Here is a 20,655-nt window from a genome sequence, read left to right as displayed (position 1 = left end):
GCCCGGTTACATTCCGAACCCGGAAGCTAAGCCTTTCAGCGCCGATGGTACTGCAGGGGGGACCCTGTGGGAGAGTAGGACGCCGCCGAACAATTCTTCAGGACCCTTGGTCCCAGCGTTCACGCTGGGACCAAGGGTCCTTTTGTTTTTCGCTTGAATTTTTCCGATGCGCGGCTGAGTGCCGGCTGCGCGAGAATGACTGCAGTACCCGATGACAGGAGTCACACCGATGTCCACCAACTCTCCCGACGACCGTCCGGAGCGCGAACCGCGTCGCAGGGACGATGCCGGTGGCGACCGAGGCGGCTTCCGTGGGCCGCGTCGTGACGACAACCGCGGTGGCGGCGGCTTCCGCCGCGATGACAACCGTGGCGGTGGCGACAACCGTGGCGCCGACAACCGTGGCGGGGGTTTCCGCCGTGACGACAACCGGGGTGGTGACTCTCGCGGGAGTGACAGCCGCGGTGGTGACAACCGTGGTGGCGGTTTCCGTCGCGATGACAACCGTAGTGGTGGCGACAGCCGTGGCGGTGGTTTCCGTCGCGATGACAACCGCGGTGGCGACAACCGCGGTGGCGGTGGTTTCCGTCGTGATGACCGTGGTGGTGACAACCGCGGGGGCGACAACCGCGGGAGCGGTTTCCGTCGTGACGACCGTGGTGAGCGGCCTCCGTTCCGTCGGGACGACCGGCCCTCCTTCCCGCCGCGTGACGACCGTCGTGACGACAACCGTGGCGGTGGTTTCCGTCGTGACGACAGCCGCGGTGGTGACAATCGTGGCGGTGGTGGTTTCCGTCGTGATGACAACCGTGGCGGCGACAACCGCGGTGGTGACAATCGTGGCGGTGGTTTCCGTCGCGACGACAGCCGTGGTGGTGACAGCCGTGGCGGTGGTTTCCGTCGCGATGACAACCGTGGTGGTGACAATCGTGGTGGCGGTTTCCGTCGTGACGACCGTGGTGAGCGGCCTCCGTTCCGTCGGGACGACCGGCCCTCTTTCCCGCCCCGTGACGACCGCCGGGACGACAACCGTGGCGGTGGCTTCCGTCGCGATGACAACCGTGGTGGTGACAGCCGTGGCGGTGGTTTCCGTCGCGATGACAACCGTGGTGGTGACAATCGTGGTGGCGGTTTCCGTCGTGACGACCGTGGTGAGCGGCCTCCGTTCCGTCGGGACGACCGGCCCTCTTTCCCGCCCCGTGACGACCGCCGAGATGACAACCGTGGCGGTGGTTTCCGTCGCGATGACCGGCGTGATGAGCGTCCTTCGTCGTTCCGTCGGGACGACCGGCCCTCCTTCCCGCCCCGTGACGACCGCCGGGACGACAACCGTGGCGGCGGTTTCCGTCGCGATGACCGGCGTGATGAGCGTCCTTCGTCGTTCCGTCGGGACGACCGGCCCTCCTTCCCGCCCCGTGACGACCGCCGAGATGACAACCGTGGCGGCGGTTTCCGTCGCGACGACCGGCGTGACGAGCGTCCCTCGTCGTTCCGCCGGGACGACCGGGGCGGCGACAGCCGCGGTGGTGGGTTCCGTCGGGACGACCGGGGCGGCGACAGTCGCGGCGGGGGCTTCCGCCGGGACGACCGGGGTGGCGACCGTGGTGGGTTCCGGGGACGGGACGACCGGGGTGGGTACGCCCGTCGTGACGACCGGGAGCGCAATGATCGCGCGCCGATCAAGCGGCTGCCGATCCCGCCGGAGGTCACCGGTGAGGAGATCGACCCGGACGTGCGCCAGGAGCTCATGAGCCTGCCCAAGGGGTTGGCCGAGGATGTCTCCCGCAACCTCGTCATGGTCGCCCAGCTGATCGACGAGGACCCGGAGGGGGCCTACGGCTACTCCAGGGTCGCCCTGCGGCTCGCCTCCCGTGTCGCCGCAGTGCGCGAGGCCGCCGGTTTCGCCGCGTACGCGACGCAGAAGTACTCCGAGGCGCTGGCCGAGTTCCGGGCCGCCCGCCGGATGAGCGGTGGTGTCGAGCTGTGGCCCGTCATGGCGGACTGCGAGCGCGGGCTCGGTCGTCCCGAGCGGGCGCTGGCCATGGCCGGTGAGGCCGAGGTGCAGAAGCTGGACAAGGCCGGGCAGGTCGAGATGCGGCTCGTCGCCGCGGGGGCCCGCCGGGACCTGGGGCAGCTCGACGCGGCGATCGTGACGCTGCAGAGCCCCGAGCTCGCTTCCAGCGCCGTTCACCCGTGGACCGCGCGCCTGCGCTACGCCTATGCGGACGCGCTGCTCGCCGCCGGCCGTGATGCCGAGGCGCGGGAGTGGTTCGGCAAGGCTCTGGAGGCCGACAAGGACGGGGCCACGGATGCCTCGGACCGGTTGGCCGAGATGGACGGTGTCGAGTTCGTGGACGCGTTCGACGAGTCGGAGGAGTCCGAGGACGAGTCGGATGTCGTCCTCGCCGAGGATGACGACGAGGATGCCGACCTCGACGAGGACGACAGTGACGACCGCGACGACAGTGTCGGCGACAAGAGCTGACACGGTTGACGTGTGAGAAGGGCGGCACCCACCGGGTGCCGCCCTTCTTCGTTTCCGGGGTCCTCAGTCCAGCGCCAGGCTTCTCAGGACCAGGCCCGTCGCGGGCTTCGGGCCGAACGAGGTCGACTTGCGGGGCATCGTGACGCCTTGGCGGGCGAGGTCCCGTACGACCTCCTCGCGGACCGGGTGCATGAGGACAGCCGTACCGCCACGGCGTTCCGCCTGAGCGACCGCGGCCTCCGTGTCGTGGATGTAGCTGATGTCCTCGGCGGCGTCCGGGATGTGCCAGACGTGCTCCAGGAGGGTGGAGTGCAGGACCGTCGCGTCCAGGGTGCGCCAGGCCGGGGGGCGGTCCGCGCGGATCGTGCGGTCGAGGAGTGCGGGGTCCGGCCGGTCGACGAGGTGGAAGCCGCCGTCACCGGCGAGGAGGAAGGCGTTGCCGCCCGCCCTGGCGGTCGCGAGGGCCTCCAGGGCTGTCGGCAGGGGTCCGTCGATCCGCCGTACCCGGAAGCGGCCGTCGAGGGCCGTGAGGGCCTCGGACAGCGGCAGGCGGTTGAGGAGACGGTGGATGGCGCGGACCCGGAGGGGGTAGCGCGCGGTGTCGACGAGGAGGACCAGGCCGTAGTTCCACGGGCCGGGGGAGCGGTGCTCCTCACGGAGGCGGAGGTACGTCGCCCAGCGGTGGTGGCCGTCGGCGATGAGCGCCTGGTGGCGGGTGAGCTCGCCGGCCACCGCGGCGAGGTCGTCGGGGTCCGTGACCGACCAGAGGCGGTGCTGGAAGCCGTCCTCCGTGGTGGTGGAGAGCAGGGGTTCCCGTCGTACGGTCCGCTCGATGACCGCGTCGGCGCCGTCCTCGCGCCCGCCCACGTACGTGAGGAGCAGGGGCTCCAGGTTGGCGGCCGTGGTCCGCATCAGGGCGGCCCGGTCCTCGACCACGTGCGGCATGACGTCCTCGTGGGGGAGGACGACCCCCTCGGCGGGGGTGGAGAGTTCGAGGGCCCCGATGACGCCGCGCTGGAGGACGCCGTCGCCGTCCTGCTCGTAGACGTAGAGCGCGGGCTCCGGGTCCGGGGCGAGGACGCCGTCCGCGAGCCAGCGGTCGAGGGTGACGGCGGCCTTGCGGTGGCGGGTGCCGGCGGTGATGGCCTGGGGGAGGATCAGCCGGACGATGTTGTGCGGGTCGGCCGACTCCAGATGGAGCAGTCCGTCAGGTCGTACGACGACGTCGTAGGGCGGAGACGTCACCGCGGCGAGGCTGCCGACCCGTTCGGGGACGTAGCGGAGTCCGCGGAACGGGGCCAGGCGCAGCCCGGCGGCGTCGTCGCGGACGTCGGCGGCCGCGTGACCTGAGGTGTTCATCTCGTCATCGTATGTGGGCGGTGGCCATGAGCGATGATCGGGGGAGCGGGGGAATTTCCACCCGGAGATGCGAGGAGTGCGCGGTGACGGTGAGGGACGGGCAGGGACATCGGAGTGCCGGCAGGAAGAGGCCCGACGGCAGTGCGGTGCCGCTGAGCAAGGCGTACGACACGGCGCTCCTCGACCTGGACGGGGTCGTGTACGCGGGTGGGGAGGCCGTCCCTTACGCGGTGGAGGCACTCGCGGCGGCACGGGCCGGCGGGATGCACCTGGCGTACGTCACCAACAACGCCCTGCGGACGCCCGACGGGGTGGCGGAGCACCTCACGGAGCTCGGGGTGCCGGCCGAGGCGGGGGACGTGATCACCTCGGCGCAGGCGGTGGCCCGTCTGATCGCGGACGACGTGCCGCCCGGGGCGCGGGTGCTGGTCATCGGCGGCGAGGGGCTGCGGGTGGCGCTGCGCGAACGGGGCCTGGTGCCGGTGGAGTCGGCGGACGACGAGCCGGTGGCGGTCGTGCAGGGCTACGGGGGGCCCGACATGCCGTGGGCGCGGTTCGCGGAGGCGGCGTACGCGGTGGGGCGCGGGGTGCCGTGGTACGCGTCGAACACGGACCTGACGATCCCCGGGGCGCGGGGGATCGGGCCGGGGAACGGGGCGGCCGTCGAGGTCGTACGGATCGCCACGGGCGGCCGGGCGGAGCCGAAGGTCGCGGGGAAGCCGCTGCCGCCGATGCACCGGGAGACGGTGCTGCGGACGGGTGCGCGGCGGCCGTTGGTCGTCGGGGACCGGCTGGACACGGACATCGAGGGCGCGTTCAACGGCGGGGTGGACTCGCTGCTCGTACTCACCGGGGTGACGGATGTGGCGCAGCTGCTGAGGGCCGTGCCGGAGCACCGCCCGACGTACGTGGACCGCGACCTGCGAGGGCTGTTGGAGGGGCAGCCCGAGGTCCTCGCGGACGTGGACGGCGGGTTCGTGTGCGGGGACTGGCGGGCGTCGGTGAGCGGGGGCGCGCTGGTGCTCGACGGGCCGGACGGTGGTGCCGGGGGGCCGATGGACGGGGTACGGGCCCTGTGCGGGGCCGCCTGGTCGGCGGCCGACGGCGACGGTGGCGTACCGGACGCGGAGAAGGCCCTCGGACGGCTGGGGATGTGAAATTGGGTAGGCTTACCTAACTTCATCGGGGTTGCGGGTACAGGAGCGCGGGCATGGACGGTCGACAGCAGCGGTTGAGCGCGGAATCGGTCACCCTGGCGTACGAGCAGCGGGTCATCGCCCGCGGGCTGTCCGTCGAGATCCCCGACAACTCCTTCACCGTCATCGTCGGGCCCAACGCCTGTGGCAAGTCCACCCTGCTCCGCGCCCTCTCCCGGATGCTGAAGCCCAGTGAGGGGCGCGTCCTGCTCGACGGGCAGTCGATCCACGCCCTGCCCGCCAAGAAGGTCGCCAGGACCCTCGGCCTGCTGCCGCAGACCTCCGTGGCGCCCGACGGCATCACCGTCGCCGACCTGGTCGCCCGGGGCCGTTACCCGCACCAGGGGCTGTTGCGTCAGTGGTCGCCGGAGGACGAGCGGGTCACGCGGGAGTCCATGGAGGCGACCGGTGTCGCGGAGCTGGCCGAGCGGTACGTGGACGAGCTCTCCGGCGGTCAGCGCCAGCGCGTGTGGATCGCGATGGCGCTCGCCCAGCAGACCCCGCTGCTGCTGCTCGACGAGCCGACGACGTATCTCGACATCCAGCACCAGATCGATGTCCTCGACCTCTGCGCAGAGCTGCACGAGAACCAGGGCCGGACCCTCGTCGCCGTGCTGCACGACCTCAACCACGCGGCCCGGTACGCGACCCATCTCATCGCCGTCCGCGACGGCGAGGTGGTCGCCGAGGGCGCCCCGTCCGAGGTCGTGACCGCCGAGCTGGTGGAGCGGGTCTTCGGGCTGCGCTGCCAGGTCATCGACGACCCGGAGACGGGGACGCCGCTGGTCGTACCGGCCGGGCGCAGGGCCCGCGTCCCGCGGCCCGTGGCGTCCCCGGAGCCCGCGCTACAGAAGTGAGCGGAGCCGCACCAGGTCGCGGAAACCGGCCTCCAGCCTGACCCGGCCCGAGGCCCAGGCCTTCGCGAAGTTCAGGCCGCCGTCCACCATCGCCAGCAGGTCGTCGCCGGTCATCGCCAGCCGGATCTGCGCCTTGGCGGGCGGCGGGCCCGCGAGCGTGTCCTCGACCCGGATGCGGCCGTCCGCGAGACGGCCCGTGAACGTGGTGTCCAGGTCCGTGACGTGGCAGCTCAGGGTGCGGTCGAGCGCGGCTGCGCCGCGCAGGTCGCCCTCCGACCGTGCGAGGTTGTCCGAGAGTGTGTCCAGTGCCCTGCGGCACTCCGTGATCGTCGCCATCGCCGTCGACCGTACCCCAGGCGTTCGCGGTAGCGTCGGGCCCATGAACGACGTGACGCCCGAACCGGAGCCCGCGGACGTGGTGGCTCCACAGGACGCCCACGAGCCGGCCGCGCCCGCGCCCCTCGGGGTCGAGCGGGAGGTCACCGGGCATCCGGGCGTCGACGCCCACCTGGCGCGTCTCGCCGAGGTGGACCACCTCCCGGCGGACGGACACCTGGAGGTGTACGAGGATGTACACCGTGGACTGCGTGCCGAGCTGACCTCGCTCGACGCGCACCCCACCCCGCGTCCGTACGAAAACAGGAGCTGAACCCACCGTGGCAGGAGTGGCACGCCGCCGTCTCGACGCCGAGCTGGTCCGGCGCAAGCTCGCGCGCTCGCGCGAGCACGCCAGCCAGCTGATCGCCGCGGGCCGGGTGACCGTCGGCAAGACCGTCGCCACCAAGCCCGCCACCCAGGTCGAGACCGCGGCGGCCATCGTCGTCGTCCAGGACGACTCCGACCCCGACTACGTCTCGCGCGGCGGCCACAAGCTCGCCGGTGCCTTCGCCGCCTTCGTCCCCCAGGGGCTGAAGGTCGAGGGCCGGCGCGCCCTGGACGCCGGAGCCTCCACCGGCGGCTTCACCGACGTCCTGCTGCGCGCGGGCGCCGCCCATGTCGTCGCCGTCGACGTCGGCTACGGCCAGCTCGCCTGGTCGCTGCAGAGCGACGAACGCGTGACCGTGAAGGACCGAACGAACGTACGCGAGTTGACGCTCGACGCCCTCGACGGCGTCCCGGTCGACCTCGTCGTCGGCGACCTCTCCTTCATCCCGCTCGGGCTCGTCCTGCCGGCCCTCGCGGCCTGCACGGGGCCCGGCGCCGACCTCGTCCTCATGGTCAAGCCGCAGTTCGAGGTGGGCAAGGAGCGGCTCGGCACCGGCGGCGTCGTCCGGAGCGCCGAACTCCGCGCGGACGCCGTGAAGAACGTGGCCCGTAGGGCCGCCGAACTCGGGCTCGGTGTCCTGGGCGTCACCGCAAGCCCGCTGCCCGGTCCCTCGGGCAACGTCGAGTACTTTCTGTGGCTGCGGGCAGGGGCGCCCGCGCTGGATCCGGCGGATGTCGACCGCGCCGTGGCGGAAGGACCTCGTTGACCTCAACGGCAGCAGCACCAGAGACCGCACCACGTACCGTCTTCCTGCTCGCGCACACCGGCCGGCCGGCCGCCGTCCGCAGCGCCGAGCTGGTCGTCCTCGGCCTCCTGCGCAGCGGCATCGGCGTCCGGGTCCTGGAGGCCGAGGCCGCGGACCTGCCGCTGCCGCCGTCCGTCGAGAGGGTGCCGGAGGCCTGCTCCGACGCGCTCGACGGATGTGAACTCCTCGTCGTCCTCGGCGGCGACGGCACCCTGCTGCGCGGCGCCGAGTTCTCCCGCGCCTCCGGCGTCCCGATGCTCGGCGTCAACCTGGGCCGGGTCGGCTTCCTCGCCGAGGCCGAGCGCGACGACCTCGACAAGGTCGTCGACCGGGTCGTGACGAGGGCGTACGAGGTGGAGGAGCGGATGACCCTCGACGTCGTCGTGTACGAGAACGGCGACGTCCTGTACCGCGACTGGGCGCTCAACGAGGCCGCCGTGCAGAAGGTGTCCCCGGAGCGGATGCTGGAGGTCGTCCTCGCGATCGACGGGCGCCCGGTGACCGGATTCGGCTGCGACGGGGTGATCTGCGCGACACCGACGGGATCCACCGCCTACGCCTTCTCGGCCGGAGGACCGGTCGTCTGGCCGGAGGTGGAGGCGCTGCTCATGGTCCCGATCGGAGCCCACGCCCTCTTCGCCAAGCCGCTGGTCACCACGCCCGAGTCGGTGCTCGCCGTCGAGGTCGAGCCGCACACCCCGCACGGCGTGCTGTGGTGCGACGGGCGGCGGACGGTGGAACTCCCGGCGGGGGCGCGGGTCGAGGTGCGGCGGGGCGCGGTACCGGTCCGGCTCGCCCGGCTCCACCACGCCTCCTTCACGGACCGGCTCGTCGCCAAGTTCGCCCTTCCCGTCTCCGGCTGGCGCGGCGCGCCGCACTGATCCTGCCGGGGGCCGTCGGCAACGAGCGGCGCGCCCGGGAGTCACGGGACGGGGGCGATGTCGCGTCGCGGCAGGGAAACCTCGTATGGTCTGGGGCGTGCTGGAGGAGATGCGGATACGGTCGCTCGGGGTCATCGACGACGCGGTGGTCGAGCTGTCGCCCGGCTTCACCGCGGTGACCGGTGAGACCGGCGCGGGCAAGACGATGGTGGTGACCAGCCTCGGGCTGCTGCTCGGTGGACGGGCCGACGCGGCCCTGGTGCGGATCGGCGCGGCCTCGGCCGTCGTCGAGGGACGGATCAGCGTGCCCCCGGGCTCGCCCGCCGCCGTACGCGCCGAGGAGGCCGGGGCGGAGCTCGACGAAGGTGTCCTGCTCGTCAGCCGGACCCTGTCGGCCGAGGGACGCTCGCGGGCCCACCTCGGCGGGCGTTCCGTGCCCGTCGGGCTGCTCGCCGAACTCGCCGACGAACTCGTCGCCGTCCACGGCCAGACCGACCAGCAGGGTCTGCTGAAGCCCGCCAGGCAGCGCGGCGCGCTCGACCGGTACGCGGGTGACGCCGTCTCCGGACCGCTCACCGCCTACACCGAGGCGTACCGGCGGCTGCGCGCCGTCACCGGAGAGCTGGACGAGATCACCACCCGGGCCAGGGAGCGCGCCCAGGAGGCCGATCTGCTGCGCTTCGGGCTCGGCGAGATCGAGGCCGTCGCGCCGCGCGCCGGGGAGGACACCGAACTCGCCGCCGAGGCGGAGCGGCTCGGGCACGCCGAGGCCCTCGCCTCCGCAGCCGCCCTCGCCCACGCCGCCCTCGCGGGCGTACCCGAGGACCCCGAGTCCGTCGACGCCACGACCCTGGTCGCGGGCGCTGGCCGGGCCCTGGAGGCCGTACGGTCGCACGATCCGGCGCTCGCGGCCCTCGCCGACCGGATGGGGGAGATCTCCATCCTGCTCGGTGACGTGGCCACCGAACTCGCCGGCTACGCGGACGACCTGGACGCCGACCCGCTGCGCCTCGCCGCCGTCGAGGAGCGGCGGGCGGCGCTCACCCAGCTCACCCGCAAGTACGGCGAGGACATCGCGGCCGTCCTCGCCTGGGCCGAGGAGAGTGCCGGCCGGCTCGGGGAGCTGGACGGCGACGACGACCGCCTCGAGGAACTCACCGCCGAGCGGGACCGGCTGCGCGACGAGCTCTCGGTGCTCGCGCAGCGGCTCACCGACGCCCGTACGGAAGCGGCCGACCGGTTCGCCGACGCGGTCACGGCCGAACTCGCCTCCCTCGCCATGCCCCACGCGCGCGTGTCCTTCGACATCCGCCAGACCGAGGACGCCGAGGGCGTCGAGGTCGGCGGTCGCCGGGTCGCGTACGGCCCGTCCGGCGCCGACGAGGTCGAACTGCTGCTCGCCCCGCACCCCGGCGCCCCGCCGCGGCCCATCGCCAAGGGCGCCTCCGGTGGTGAGCTGTCCCGGGTGATGCTCGCGGTCGAGGTCGTCTTCGCCGGGGTGGACCCGGTGCCGACGTACCTCTTCGACGAGGTCGACGCCGGGGTCGGCGGCAAGGCGGCCGTCGAGATCGGCCGCCGCCTCGCGAAGCTCGCCAGGACCGCACAGGTCGTGGTCGTCACCCACCTCCCGCAGGTCGCTGCCTTCGCCGACCGGCAGCTGCTCGTCGAGAAGACCCACGACGGCTCCGTGACCCGGTCGGGCGTCACCGTCCTCGAGGGCGAGGAGCGGGTGCGGGAGCTGTCCCGGATGCTCGCGGGCCAGGAGGACTCGGAGACGGCGAGGGCCCACGCCGAGGAGCTGCTGGCGGCGGCGCGGGCGGACGCGTGAGGCACCGCACCGCCCTCGGGACCGCCACCGGGTGAGCCGGGGCGGGTACGAGGGGCTGCGGCGTCCCCCCGTGGGCACCTGGTGGACCCGGACCGACCACGCCGGGACGGCTCGGGCGGCCGCGCTGATCGCCGCCACCTGGGGGGCGAGACCTGGCTTGCGCGGGGGGCGCGAGGCCGGGCTCGCGCGCTCACCCGAGTGAGTGAACCCGGGGAGTGAGTCCCGGAGGCGTACGCCTCCCGTACAGTGGAACGACGCCATTTCGGTGCCGGAACGTGCGTACGGTCGGCGGTACGGACTGGCATCCTTGGGCGCGTGACACAGCTCCGTACGGTCCAGGTGTTGGGCGGCGGCAGCGCGGGCAGCAGCGCTCACGTCCGATCACTCGCCTCGGGGCTGGTGGCGAGGGGCGTGCGGGTGACCGTGTGCGCCCCCGCCGGACTCGACCGCGTCTACGACTACCGGGGGGCCGGCGCCCACTTCGTGCCCCTGCCGCGCCCCGGTGACCCCGCTACGGTCAGCGCGCTCCGCACCGCCTGTATCGGCGCCGACGTCGTCCACGCGCACGGCCTGGCGGCGTCCGTACGGGCCGCGCTCGCGCTCTCCGGCGGCGGCGGGGCTGGGGGCGCGGGTGGTGCTCGTGCGCCGCTCGTGACGACCTGGGACAGCCGGATCCACGTCGACGGGGCGCGCGGCGGGATGCTGCGGCTCCTGGAGCGAAGGACCGTACGGGCCGCGGCCGTCGTCCTCGCCACCTCCTCCGAGCTCGTCGACCGGGCCCGGCGGCGCGGGGCCCGCGACGCCCGGCTCGCTCCCGTCACCGTGCCGGCCGCGCGGGGACCCGTCTGCCTCCACGACGGCAAGGCCCGCGCCGAACTGGGCGCCGTCGACCGGCCGTTGCTGATGGCCGTCGGCGCGCTCGAACGGGGCCGGGGCTACCGCACGCTGCTCGACGCGGCCCGGGAGTGGCGGGAGCTCGACCCGCAGCCGCTCCTCGTGATCGCGGGCGAGGGACGCGAACGGGCCGCCCTGCAGCGGCGGATCGCGGCTGAGGACCTGCCGGTGCGGCTGATCGGGCGGCGCGAGGACGTCGCGGAGCTGCTCGCGGCGGCGGACGTCGCCGTCCTTCCGTCCCGGTGGGAAGCCCGGTCACTGCTCGCGCAGGAGGCGCTGCGGCTCGGGGTGCCGCTCGTCGCCACCGCGGTCGGCGGGGTGCCCGAACTCGTCGGGAAGGCCGCGGAGTTGGTTCCCTACGGGGACGCGGGGGCGCTCGCGGGGGCGGTGCGGGGGCTGCTCGAGGACGTGGACCGGCGGATGGACCTGGCGGCGGCTGGACGGGTGCAGGCGGGGTCGTGGCCCACGGAGGACGAGACGGTGGCGCATGTGTTGAGCGTGTACGACGAGTTGGTGGGGCGCTGACGCCCCACCAACTGGCCGTCGGTGGCGTCACGCCGTGTGGCGGCGGGCTCTCAGGGCCAGCGAGAGGGCCAGGACCGTCTGGGGGTCGTCCAGGTCCGTGCCCAGGAGTTCGGAGATGCGGGCCAGGCGGTTGTAGAGGGTCTGGCGGTTGAGGTGGAGTTCCCTGGCCGTCTCCGCCTTGCGGCCCGCGTGCGCCAGATACGTCTCCAGCGTCGGCAGCAGCGGGGGCCGGGACGTGCGGTCGTGGTCCCGCAGGGGCCCGATCGCGCGGTCCACGAACGCCGCGAGGACCGTGTCCCCGTGGAAGTGCAGCCGCCACAGGAGGAGGTCGATGTCCAGACGCCGGGCGTCGTACCAGGGGCGGTCCGACAGGCCCTGCGCCGCCGTCGCCGTCTCCGCGGCGTGCCTCAGGCCCGCCGACGCCGCCGCCCAGCTGCCCGCGACGCCCACCACGACGACCGGCGGGTGCACCCCGGCGCGTTCCAGGCCGGCCCGCTCCACGCCCGCGCGCAGCGCCGCCGCGACCCGGTCCGCCACAGCCGTACGCTCCGACTCCGAGCGCAGGCCGAGGAGCAGCGGCACCCGGCCCTCCACCGGGCGGACGCCCAGGAGGACCGGGACGCCGACCGCGGCCAGTTCCTCCAGGACCGCGCGGGCCAGGAGCGCCCAGTTGCCCGAGGGGGAGAGTTCCGCGGCCAGCCGCATCACCACCGGCAGCAGCGGGCCGTCGCCCGGCTTGAAGCCGAGGACCCGGGCCTGCGCCGGGGCGTCCTCGGCCGTGATCCGGCCCTCGGCCAGGTCGGTGAGGAAGTCGCCCCGTCCGCGCGCGGCCAGTTCCTCCTCCTGCCGCGCCTGCATGAGGACGACCGCGAGGAGGCCGGCCGCGCGCTCGGCCGCCATCCGGTGCACGGGGGAGAGGGGGCCGGAGACCGACAGGAGGACGAGGCGGGCCCGTACCGAGCCCGTGCCGGGCCCGCCGCCGGGCACGTCGACCAGGACCGTGCCGGTGGGCGGGCCGGACTCGCGGGCGGCCCGCTGGCCGCGCAGCCCGTCCCACACCTGGAGCGGGTCGGCGGGCGCCGACTCGGTGCCCGCCGCGTAGAGCAGTTGTCCGTCGGCGGTCTCCAGGAAGACCGGGTTGGCGGCGAAGTCGGAGAGGATGCGCAGCACCTGCGGGACCCCGCCGCCGCCGAGCAGCGCCTCCGTGCACTGCCGGTGGACCTCCTCGGCCTGTCGCTGGAGCGCGTAGTGGCCGTTGACGATCTCGGTGTGGATCTCCTCCGTGACGGCCACGAACGGCACCTCGCGGTGCAGTTGCACCAGCGGCAGCCCGGCAGCTCGCGCGGTCTCCACTATCGTCGCCGGGAGGCGTGCGAAGCGCGGGCCCAGTTCGACGACGAGCGCCGCGATGCCCCGGTCCGCGAGCCGGCGGACGAAAGCGCGTTGCTCGGCCGGGCGGGTGCCCAGGCCGAGGCCCGTCGTGAGCAGCAGCTCGCCGCCCTTGAGCAGCGACGCCATGTTCGGCACTTCGCCCGCGTGCACCCAGCGCACCGTGCGATGCAGCCGGTCGGCGCCGGCGACGACCTCCGGGAGCCCGCCGCGCAGCCCAGGGAGCTCGAGCGCCCGCTGCACGGTGATCCCGCCCTGATTGTCCATGGGGCCGGACGCTACCCGCGTCGGTGTTTCCGCGACATCACCCCACGGTCACGGGAGCGGACACTTCGTACACCGGGGCGACAACTCGTCGTGCGCTGGCCTGAATTGTGCGACCCCCTGTCGATTGTGGCCTGCGTCACTCGCGAGGATGCTCTCGCGCCATGGCAGAGAACTCCACCCCAGAGGTCCACCGGCTGAAGGCCGATTCGGTCGGGCTCGTCGGCGTCGTCTTCATGGCCGTGGCCACCGCGGCCCCGATCACCGCGATGACCGGCAACCTCCCCATCGCCGTCGGTTTCGGCAACGGCACCGGCGCACCCGCCGGCTATCTCTTCGCGACGCTCGTCCTGACCGTCTTCTCGGTCGGCTACGTCGCCATGGCCAAGCGGATCACGGCCGCCGGCGCCTTCTACGGCTACATCTCGCACGGCCTCGGCCGGATCGCCGGCATGGCGTCCGGCATGCTCGCGGTCCTCGCGTACGTCGTCTTCGAGGCCTCCATCGTCGGCGTCTTCGCCTACTTCGCCAAGACGACGGTCGCCGACCAGCTCGGCGTCGACGTGCCGTGGATCCTGTACGCGGCCGTCATGCTCGCCGTGACGGCCGTCCTGTCGTACTTCGACATCAACCTGACCGCCAAGGCGCTCGGGGTGATGCTCGTGGCCGAGATCGCGGTCCTCTTCGCGGTCGCCACCGCCGTCCTGATCGCGGGCGGCGGCCCCGAGGGCATACCGGTCGAGCCGATCAACCCGGTGAACGCCTTCACCGGCTCCTCCGCCGGCCTCGGACTCTTCTTCGCCTTCTGGTCCTGGGTCGGCTTCGAGTCGACCGCCATGTACGGAGAGGAGTCGCGCAACCCCAAGAAGGTCATCCCGCGGGCCACCCTGATCTCCGTCATCGGCGTCGGCCTCTTCTACATCTACGTGTCGTGGATGACGATCGCCGGCAACGGTCTCGCCGAATCGGTGAAGCTGTCCGCCTCCGCCTCGCCCCTCGACCTGTTCTTCGCTCCCACCCAGAGCTTCATCGGCGCCTGGGCCGTCGACGCCTTCCAATGGCTGCTGCTCACCGGCTCCTTCGCCTGCGGGATGGCCTTCCACCAGTGCGCCTCGCGCTATCTGTACGCCATCGGCCGCGAGGGCTTCCTCCACCCGGCGCTCGGCCGGACGCACGCCAGGCACGGTTCGCCGTACATCGCCTCGTACGTGCAGAGCGCGATCGCCGTGGGCCTCGTCGCCGCCTTCTGGCTCACCGGCCAGGACCCGTACATCCACCTCTACACCCTGCTCGCGATCCTCGGCACGATGGCGATCCTCATCGTCCAGACCCTCTGCTCCTTCGCGGTCATCGGCTACTTCCGCAAGAACCACCCCGAGGACCGGCACTGGTTCACGACGCTGACCGCCCCCCTCCTCGGTGGCATCGGCATGATCGCCGTCGTCGTCCTGCTGATCGTCAACCTGGAGACCGCGGCCGGTCTCGCGGCCGACTCCCTCTTCTTCGAGGCGATCCCCTGGATCGTCGGTCTGGTCTTCTTCGGCGGCCTCGGCCTCGGTTTCTACCTCAAGGCCAAGCGGCCCGAGCGGTACGAGATCATCGGCCGGATCGTCCTGGAGGACGCCACCGAGCGCGCCGACGAACCCCGTACGGAATCCGCCCCCGCCCCCCTCTCCCCGCGCTGAATCCCCCTCTTCCTCCAGGAGCGCCCCATGGCCCGCACCAACCCGATGCACCTCCTGCAGCACCTCGCCGCCGAGCACGCCGACGCCCGACGGCTGAAGGTCCCCGTCGACGAGCTCAGAGGCCTGAGAGCCGACGCCCCCGGGCGCCGGACCCTCCTCAAGTACGCCGCCGCGGCCGGTGTCGCCGTCGGCGTCGGCGCGGGCACCACCGTCCCCGCCCGCGCGGCCGTGCCCGACCCGCCCGTCCGGAGCACCGCCCGGGTCGCCGTCGTCGGCGCCGGGATCTCCGGCCTCACGGCCGCCCTCACCCTCCAGGACGCCGGACTGAGCCCCGTGCTCTACGAGGCCGAACCGTCCAGGGTCGGCGGCCGCATGTGGACGCAGCGCGCCCACTGGGCGTACGGGCAGACCTCAGAGATCGGCGGCGAGCTGATCGACACCAGCCACAAGAAGATCCTGGAACTCTGCCGCCGCTTCGGCCTCGACGTCGAGGACTTCCTCGGCGGCGGCCCCAACGGGGCCGAGGAGGTCCTCTGGTTCGACGGCGCCTACTACCCGCGCCACCAGGCCGACGAGGACTTCAAGGCGGTCTACCAGGCCCTGCGCCGCGACCTCTCCGAGGCGGGGGAGGTCCTCTGGAACCAGACCACCCCCACCGGCACCGCACTCGACAACATGTCGATATACGAGTGGATCGAGACCCGGGTCCCCGGCGGCCACGCCTCCCCGCTCGGCCAGTTCATCGACGTCGCCTACAACGTCGAGTACGGCGCCGACACCACCGAACAGTCCTCGCTCGCCCTCGTCCTGCTCATGGGCTACCAGACCAATCCCGGCAACTTCAACGTCTGGGGCCTGTCCAACGAGCGCTACCACATCGTCGGCGGCAACGACCGGCTCCCGAACGCCATCGCCGGGGCGCTCGCCCCCGGCACCCTGCGCCGGGGCTGGTACCTGACCGCCGTACGGGCCAACGCGGACGGCACCCAGACGCTGACCTTCACCGAGGCCGGTGCCACCAGGACCGTCACCGCCGACCACACGGTCCTCTGCCTCCCGCTGCCGATCCTCAAGCAACTCGACCTGTCCCTCGCCGGCTTCGACCCGCTCATGCGGAACCTGCTGAGGGACGCGCGGATGGGGCACTGCACCAAGCTCAACATGCAGTTCGGCACCCGGCCCTGGCGGGGCACGGGCGCCTGGCCCGGAGTCTCCGCCGGCGACTGCTTCACCGACACGGAGGTCCAGCAGACCTGGGACACCACCAAGATCCAAGGCGGCACCGGCGGCATCCTCATCCAGTACGGCGGCGGCAGCCGGGCCCGGGCACTGAACCCGGCCGGGCCGTTCTCCACCGAGGCCGACCCGTACGTGCGGAACCTCGTCACCCGCTACCTGGCGGGCATCGACGCCTTCTTCCCCGGCACCTCCCGGGCGTACACCGGCCGCGCCCAGCTGTCGGCCTGGCACAAGAACCCGTACGCCCTCGGCGCGTACTCCTGCTGGCCCGTCGGCTACCTCCACCGGTACGCGGGCTACGAGGGCACCGCCCAGGGCAACGTCCACATCGGCGGCGAGCACTGCTCGTACGACTTCCAGGGCTTCATGGAAGGCGGGGCGACCGAGGGCGAGCGGGCCGCGCGGGAGGTGATCGACGCGCTGAGGTGATCCTCGGGCGGGCGGTGCGCCCGCTCGCCGGGGGAGGGGCCCTCACGAGTCCCTCTCCCGGCGGTCGGGCGTCCTGCGGGTTGCGGGCCCAAAGGACCTGACGCACCGTCAGTCTCAGCCTCCGTACGCCCCGCTCGCCGTCAGCCGCAGCGCCGTGTCGATCAGCGGCACGTGGCTGAAGGCCTGCGGGAAGTTGCCGACCTGCCGCTGGAGCCTCGGGTCCCACTCCTCGGCGAGCAGCCCCAGGTCGTTGCGGAGCCCGAGCAGCTTCTCGAAGAGGGTGCGGGCCTCGTCCACCCTGCCGATCATCGCCAGGTCGTCCGCCAGCCAGAAGGAGCACGCGAGGAACGCGCCCTCGTCGCCCTCCAGGCCGTCGACCCCGGCCTCCTCGCCGGCCGTGGGGTAGCGCAGGACGAACCCGTCCTCGGTGGACAGCTCCCGCTGGATCGCCTCGATCGTGCCGATGACCCGCTTGTCGTCCGGCGGGAGGAAGCCCATCTGCGGGATCAGCAGCAGCGAGGCGTCCAGCTCCTTGGAGCCGTACGACTGCGTGAAGGTGTTCCGCTCCTGGTCGTAGCCCTTCTCGCAGACGTCCCGGTGGATCTCGTCGCGCAGCGCGTGCCAGCGCTCCAGGGGTCCGTCGGCGTCACCGGACTCGATGAGCTTGATCGTGCGGTCGACGGCCACCCAGGCCATCACCTTCGAGTGGACGAAGTGGCGGCGCGGGCCGCGCACCTCCCAGATGCCCTCGTCGGGCTGGTTCCAGTGCTTCTCCAGGTAGTTGATCAGCTTGATCTGGAGGAGCGAGGCGTAGTCGTTGCGGGAGAGCCCCGTCATGTGCGCGAGGTGCAGGGCCTCGGTGACCTCGCCGTAGACGTCCAGCTGGAGCTGGTTGGCGGCGCCGTTGCCGACGCGGACCGGGCCGGAGTTCTCGTACCCCGGCAGCCAGTCGAGCTCCGCCTCGCCGAGCTCGCGCTCGCCCGCGATGCCGTACATGATCTGGAGGTTCTCCGGGTCGCCGGCGACCGCCCGGAGCAGCCAGTCCCGCCAGGCACGGGCCTCCTCGCGGTAGCCGGTGCGCAGCATCGACGAGAGGGTGATCGCCGCGTCCCGCAGCCAGGTGTAGCGGTAGTCCCAGTTGCGGACGCCGCCGATCTCCTCGGGCAGCGAGGTGGTCGGCGCGGCCACGATCCCGCCCGTCGGCGCGTACGTCAGCGCCTTCAGGGTGATCAGGGAGCGGATCACCGCCTCCCGGTAGGGACCGTGGTACGTGCAGTGATCGACCCACTCGCGCCAGAAGTCGGCGGTCGCCTCCAGGGAGCCCTCGGGGTCGGGCAGCGCCGGCGGCTCGCGGTGGGAGGGCTGCCAGGAGATCGTGAACGTGATCCGGTCGCCGGGATTGACGGTGAACTCGGAGTACGTCGTCAGGTCCTTGCCGTGGGTCTCGGCGTCCGCGTCCAGCCACACCGAGTCGGGTCCCGCGACGGCGACGGTGCGGTCGCCGACCTTGTGGACCCACGGCACGATCCGGCCGTAGCTGAACCGCATCCGCAGCGCCGACCGCATCCGCACCCGGCCGGAGACGCCCTCCACGATCCGGATGAGCTGCGGCGCGCCGTCACGCGGGGGCATGAAGTCCGTCACCCGGACCGTTCCGCGCGGGGTGTCCCACTCGGACTCCAGGATGAGCGAGTCGCCGAGGTAGCGACGCCGGTCGGCCGCGGGCGGTTCGGCGTCGGCGGGCCCGGCGGGGCCCACCCGCCAGAATCCGTGTTCCTCGGTGCCGAGCAGTCCGGCGAAGATCGCGTGCGAGTCGAAGCGGGGGAGACAGAGCCAGTCGACGCTGCCGTCGCGGCAGACCAGCGCGGCGGTCTGCATGTCTCCGATGAGTGCGTAATCCTCGATGCGCCCGGCCACGTGCTTATCTCCAGTCGAACGGCCACGTTCGCCCCGCGGGGCGCTTGCTCAGATGCTCCGGCCGTGTTTCAGCCGGGTCTGCGTGTGTCAGCGGTCAAGGGGTCTTCGACGAGCTCTTGGTCCGGGTGACGGGCGGGGTGGTGCCGCTGGCCGGCCGGCTCGGCGGGCAATGTCCGAGCAGGATACGTCGCACCCTAGTGACCCGGTGATCACCCCGGTGATGACGCTACTCCGAACGGGTGAATGCGCGCTGCTCCCCGTGCCCTGCTGCCGTGCGTGGTCCGACTTGTCCCTGATCAGAGGGGTCCCCCTTTCCGTCGGGAGGGTTCGTCCCGCCCGCGCGTCGCCGTCCGTGTGCACCCGACTGCCGCGTGTGGCCGGAAGCGGTCTCCCGATGTCGCTGATACCCTGGTACCCCGTGGACCGGTGGGAAACGGCGACAGCCGAGGACCCCGAAACCGCAGCGACGGCACCCCCCGATTCTTCCGGAGGGCACGCCGGTACGCACCTCCAGAACGCGACCACGGGAGCCCCCTCTTGGCGATGCCGCCCAAAACCACGACGACCAAGCACATCTTCGTCACCGGGGGTGTCGCGTCCTCCCTCGGCAAGGGCCTGACCGCCTCCAGCCTGGGTGCGCTCCTCAAGGCCCGGGGCCTGCGGGTCACGATGCAGAAGCTCGACCCGTACCTGAACGTCGACCCCGGCACGATGAACCCGTTCCAGCACGGTGAGGTGTTCGTCACCAACGACGGCGCCGAGACCGACCTGGACATCGGCCACTACGAGCGCTTCCTCGACGTCGACCTCGACGGCTCGGCCAACGTCACCACCGGCCAGGTCTACTCGCAGGTCATCGCCAAGGAGCGGCGCGGCGAGTACCTGGGTGACACCGTGCAGGTCATCCCGCACATCACCAACGAGATCAAGTCCCGGATCCGCCGGATGGCGACCGACGACGTGGACGTCGTCATCACCGAGGTCGGCGGCACGGTCGGCGACATCGAGTCCCTGCCGTTCCTGGAGACCGTCCGCCAGGTCCGCCACGAGGTCGGCCGCGACAACGTCTTCGTCGTGCACATCTCGCTGCTGCCCTACATCGGCCCCTCCGGCGAGCTGAAGACCAAGCCGACCCAGCACTCCGTCGCCGCCCTGCGAAACATCGGTATCCAGCCGGACGCGATCGTGCTGCGCGCCGACCGGGACGTCCCGACCGCCATCAAGCGCAAGATCTCGCTGATGTGCGACGTCGACGAGGCCGCCGTGGTCGCGGCCATCGACGCCAAGTCGATCTACGACATCCCGAAGGTGCTGCACACCGAGGGCCTGGACGCCTACGTCGTCCGCAAGCTCGACCTGCCCTTCCGCGACGTGGACTGGACCGTCTGGGAGGACCTCCTGGACCGCGTCCACAACCCGGAGCACGAGGTCACCGTCGCGCTCGTCGGCAAGTACATCGACCTGCCCGACGCCTACCTCTCGGTCACCGAGGCCATGCGCGCCGGCGGCTTCGCCAACAAGGCCCGCGTCAAGGTCAAGTGGGTCACCTCCGACGAGTGCAAGACCCCGGCCGGCGCCGAGAAGCAGCTCGGCGACGTCGACGCGGTCCTGATCCCCGGCGGCTTCGGCGACCGCGGTGTGAGCGGCAAGGTCGGCGCGATCCAGTACGCCCGCGAGAACAAGGTGCCGCTGCTCGGCATCTGCCTCGGCCTGCAGTGCATCGTCATCGAGGCGGCCCGGAACCTGGCCGGCATCCCCGAGGCCAACTCCACCGAGTTCGACCCCGCCACCGCGCACCCCGTCGTCTCGACGATGGAGGAGCAGCTCGCGTACGTCGAGGGCGCCGGAGACCTCGGCGGAACGATGCGCCTGGGCCTGTACCCGGCGAAGCTCGCCGAGGGCTCGATCGTCCGCGAGGTCTACGACGACCAGCCGTACGTGGACGAGCGTCACCGTCACCGCTACGAGGTGAACAACGCCTACCGCGCGGAGCTGGAGAAGAAGGCCGGTCTGGTCTTCTCCGGCACCTCCCCGGACAACAAGCTCGTCGAGTACGTCGAGTACCCGCGCGAGATCCACCCCTACCTGGTCGCCACCCAGGCGCACCCGGAGCTCCGCTCCCGCCCGACCCGGCCGCACCCGCTGTTCGCGGGCCTGGTCAAGGCGGCCGTGGAGCGCAAGACGGCCAAGTAGTAC

Annotated in this window: 16 protein-coding genes and 1 rRNA gene; 13 read left to right on the top strand and 4 right to left on the bottom strand. The window is 72.4% G+C overall.

Annotation, left to right across the window (positions count from 1 at the left end):
- From rrf to ABZ567_RS26330, 3 genes are all read left to right on the top strand, one after another.
- Positions 1–91 (top strand): 5S ribosomal RNA (gene rrf / locus ABZ567_RS26340); the annotation flags it as partial.
- A gap of 199 nt (positions 92–290) precedes the next feature.
- Positions 291–1,751: a hypothetical protein gene (locus ABZ567_RS26335; RefSeq protein WP_360794118.1), complete on the top strand. Its 1,461-nt coding sequence runs from the start codon at positions 291–293 to the stop codon at positions 1,749–1,751.
- On the top strand, positions 1,688–2,485 hold the full coding sequence (locus tag ABZ567_RS26330) for a hypothetical protein (RefSeq protein WP_360794116.1): 798 nt from the start codon (positions 1,688–1,690) through the stop codon (positions 2,483–2,485). Before ABZ567_RS26335 ends, ABZ567_RS26330 begins: the two co-directional genes overlap by 64 nt.
- 63 nt (positions 2,486–2,548) lie before the next feature.
- Here ABZ567_RS26330 and ABZ567_RS26325 read toward each other — a convergent pair whose 3' ends face one another.
- Positions 2,549–3,844 carry a DUF1015 domain-containing protein gene (locus tag ABZ567_RS26325; protein WP_360794100.1) on the bottom strand — a complete coding sequence of 432 codons (1,296 nt, stop codon included), beginning with the start codon at positions 3,842–3,844 and terminating at the stop codon, positions 2,549–2,551.
- Positions 3,845–3,927: 83 nt separating this feature from the next.
- Here ABZ567_RS26325 and ABZ567_RS26320 point away from each other — a divergent pair, with 83 nt between their 5' ends.
- Entirely contained in the window at positions 3,928–5,001 is a 1,074-nt protein-coding gene (locus ABZ567_RS26320) for an HAD-IIA family hydrolase (RefSeq protein WP_360794098.1), read from the top strand.
- A gap of 53 nt (positions 5,002–5,054) precedes the next feature.
- Positions 5,055–5,897, top strand: coding sequence for an ABC transporter ATP-binding protein (locus tag ABZ567_RS26315; RefSeq protein ID WP_360794096.1), 843 nt, complete (start codon positions 5,055–5,057; stop codon positions 5,895–5,897).
- Here the strand turns inward: ABZ567_RS26315 and ABZ567_RS26310 are convergent.
- Positions 5,886–6,233, bottom strand: a complete 348-nt coding sequence (locus tag ABZ567_RS26310) for an SCP2 sterol-binding domain-containing protein (protein WP_360794094.1) — start codon at positions 6,231–6,233, stop codon at positions 5,886–5,888. The two genes, ABZ567_RS26315 and ABZ567_RS26310, sit on opposite strands and share 12 nt — an antisense overlap.
- Positions 6,234–6,276: 43 nt before the next feature.
- Between ABZ567_RS26310 and ABZ567_RS26305 the strand changes: the two genes are divergently transcribed.
- The 5 genes from ABZ567_RS26305 to ABZ567_RS26285 all read left to right on the top strand — a co-directional run bounded on the left by ABZ567_RS26305 (position 6,277) and on the right by ABZ567_RS26285 (position 11,536).
- Positions 6,277–6,546, top strand: coding sequence for a hypothetical protein (locus ABZ567_RS26305; RefSeq protein WP_360794092.1), 270 nt, complete (start codon positions 6,277–6,279; stop codon positions 6,544–6,546).
- A gap of 7 nt (positions 6,547–6,553) precedes the next feature.
- Positions 6,554–7,369, top strand: coding sequence for a TlyA family RNA methyltransferase (locus ABZ567_RS26300; protein ID WP_360794090.1), 816 nt, complete (start codon positions 6,554–6,556; stop codon positions 7,367–7,369).
- Entirely contained in the window at positions 7,366–8,289 is a 924-nt protein-coding gene (locus ABZ567_RS26295) for an NAD kinase (RefSeq protein ID WP_360794088.1), read from the top strand. The genes ABZ567_RS26300 and ABZ567_RS26295 overlap by 4 nt, the downstream gene beginning before the upstream one ends.
- 85 nt (positions 8,290–8,374) lie before the next feature.
- Positions 8,375–10,117: a DNA repair protein RecN gene (gene recN / locus ABZ567_RS26290; RefSeq protein WP_360794086.1), complete on the top strand. Its 1,743-nt coding sequence runs from the start codon at positions 8,375–8,377 to the stop codon at positions 10,115–10,117.
- 315 nt (positions 10,118–10,432) lie between these two features.
- The gene (locus ABZ567_RS26285) at positions 10,433–11,536 is read left to right on the top strand and encodes a glycosyltransferase family 4 protein (protein ID WP_360794084.1); all 1,104 of its coding nucleotides are present in this window, start codon (positions 10,433–10,435) and stop codon (positions 11,534–11,536) included.
- 27 nt (positions 11,537–11,563) lie between these two features.
- Here the strand turns inward: ABZ567_RS26285 and ABZ567_RS26280 are convergent, their stop codons facing one another.
- Positions 11,564–13,192 (bottom strand): PucR family transcriptional regulator, encoded by a 1,629-nt coding sequence (locus ABZ567_RS26280; protein ID WP_360794082.1) that lies wholly within the window; start codon positions 13,190–13,192, stop codon positions 11,564–11,566.
- 161 nt (positions 13,193–13,353) lie between these two features.
- Here ABZ567_RS26280 and ABZ567_RS26275 point away from each other — a divergent pair, with 161 nt between their 5' ends.
- Positions 13,354–14,874, top strand: a complete 1,521-nt coding sequence (locus ABZ567_RS26275; RefSeq protein ID WP_360794080.1) for an APC family permease — start codon at positions 13,354–13,356, stop codon at positions 14,872–14,874.
- Positions 14,875–14,901: 27 nt separating this feature from the next.
- The gene (locus ABZ567_RS26270; RefSeq protein ID WP_360794078.1) at positions 14,902–16,542 is read left to right on the top strand and encodes an FAD-dependent oxidoreductase; all 1,641 of its coding nucleotides are present in this window, start codon (positions 14,902–14,904) and stop codon (positions 16,540–16,542) included.
- Positions 16,543–16,656: 114 nt separating this feature from the next.
- On the opposite strand, the gene ABZ567_RS26265 is transcribed toward ABZ567_RS26270, so the two are convergent.
- Positions 16,657–18,459, bottom strand: coding sequence for a glycoside hydrolase family 15 protein (locus ABZ567_RS26265; protein ID WP_360794076.1), 1,803 nt, complete (start codon positions 18,457–18,459; stop codon positions 16,657–16,659).
- A 543-nt stretch (positions 18,460–19,002) separates the two neighbouring features.
- Between ABZ567_RS26265 and ABZ567_RS26260 the strand changes: the two genes are divergently transcribed.
- Positions 19,003–20,652, top strand: coding sequence for a CTP synthase (locus tag ABZ567_RS26260; RefSeq protein ID WP_360794074.1), 1,650 nt, complete (start codon positions 19,003–19,005; stop codon positions 20,650–20,652).
- The last annotated feature ends 3 nt before the right edge of the window (positions 20,653–20,655 follow it).

It is taken from the genome of Streptomyces sp. NPDC016459 (genome assembly GCF_040632845.1).
In the GTDB taxonomy this organism is placed as follows: Bacteria; Actinomycetota; Actinomycetes; order Streptomycetales; family Streptomycetaceae; genus Streptomyces.
The sequence above is the reverse complement of the archived record's forward strand: the minus strand, read 5'-3'. Positions and strand labels throughout refer to the sequence as shown.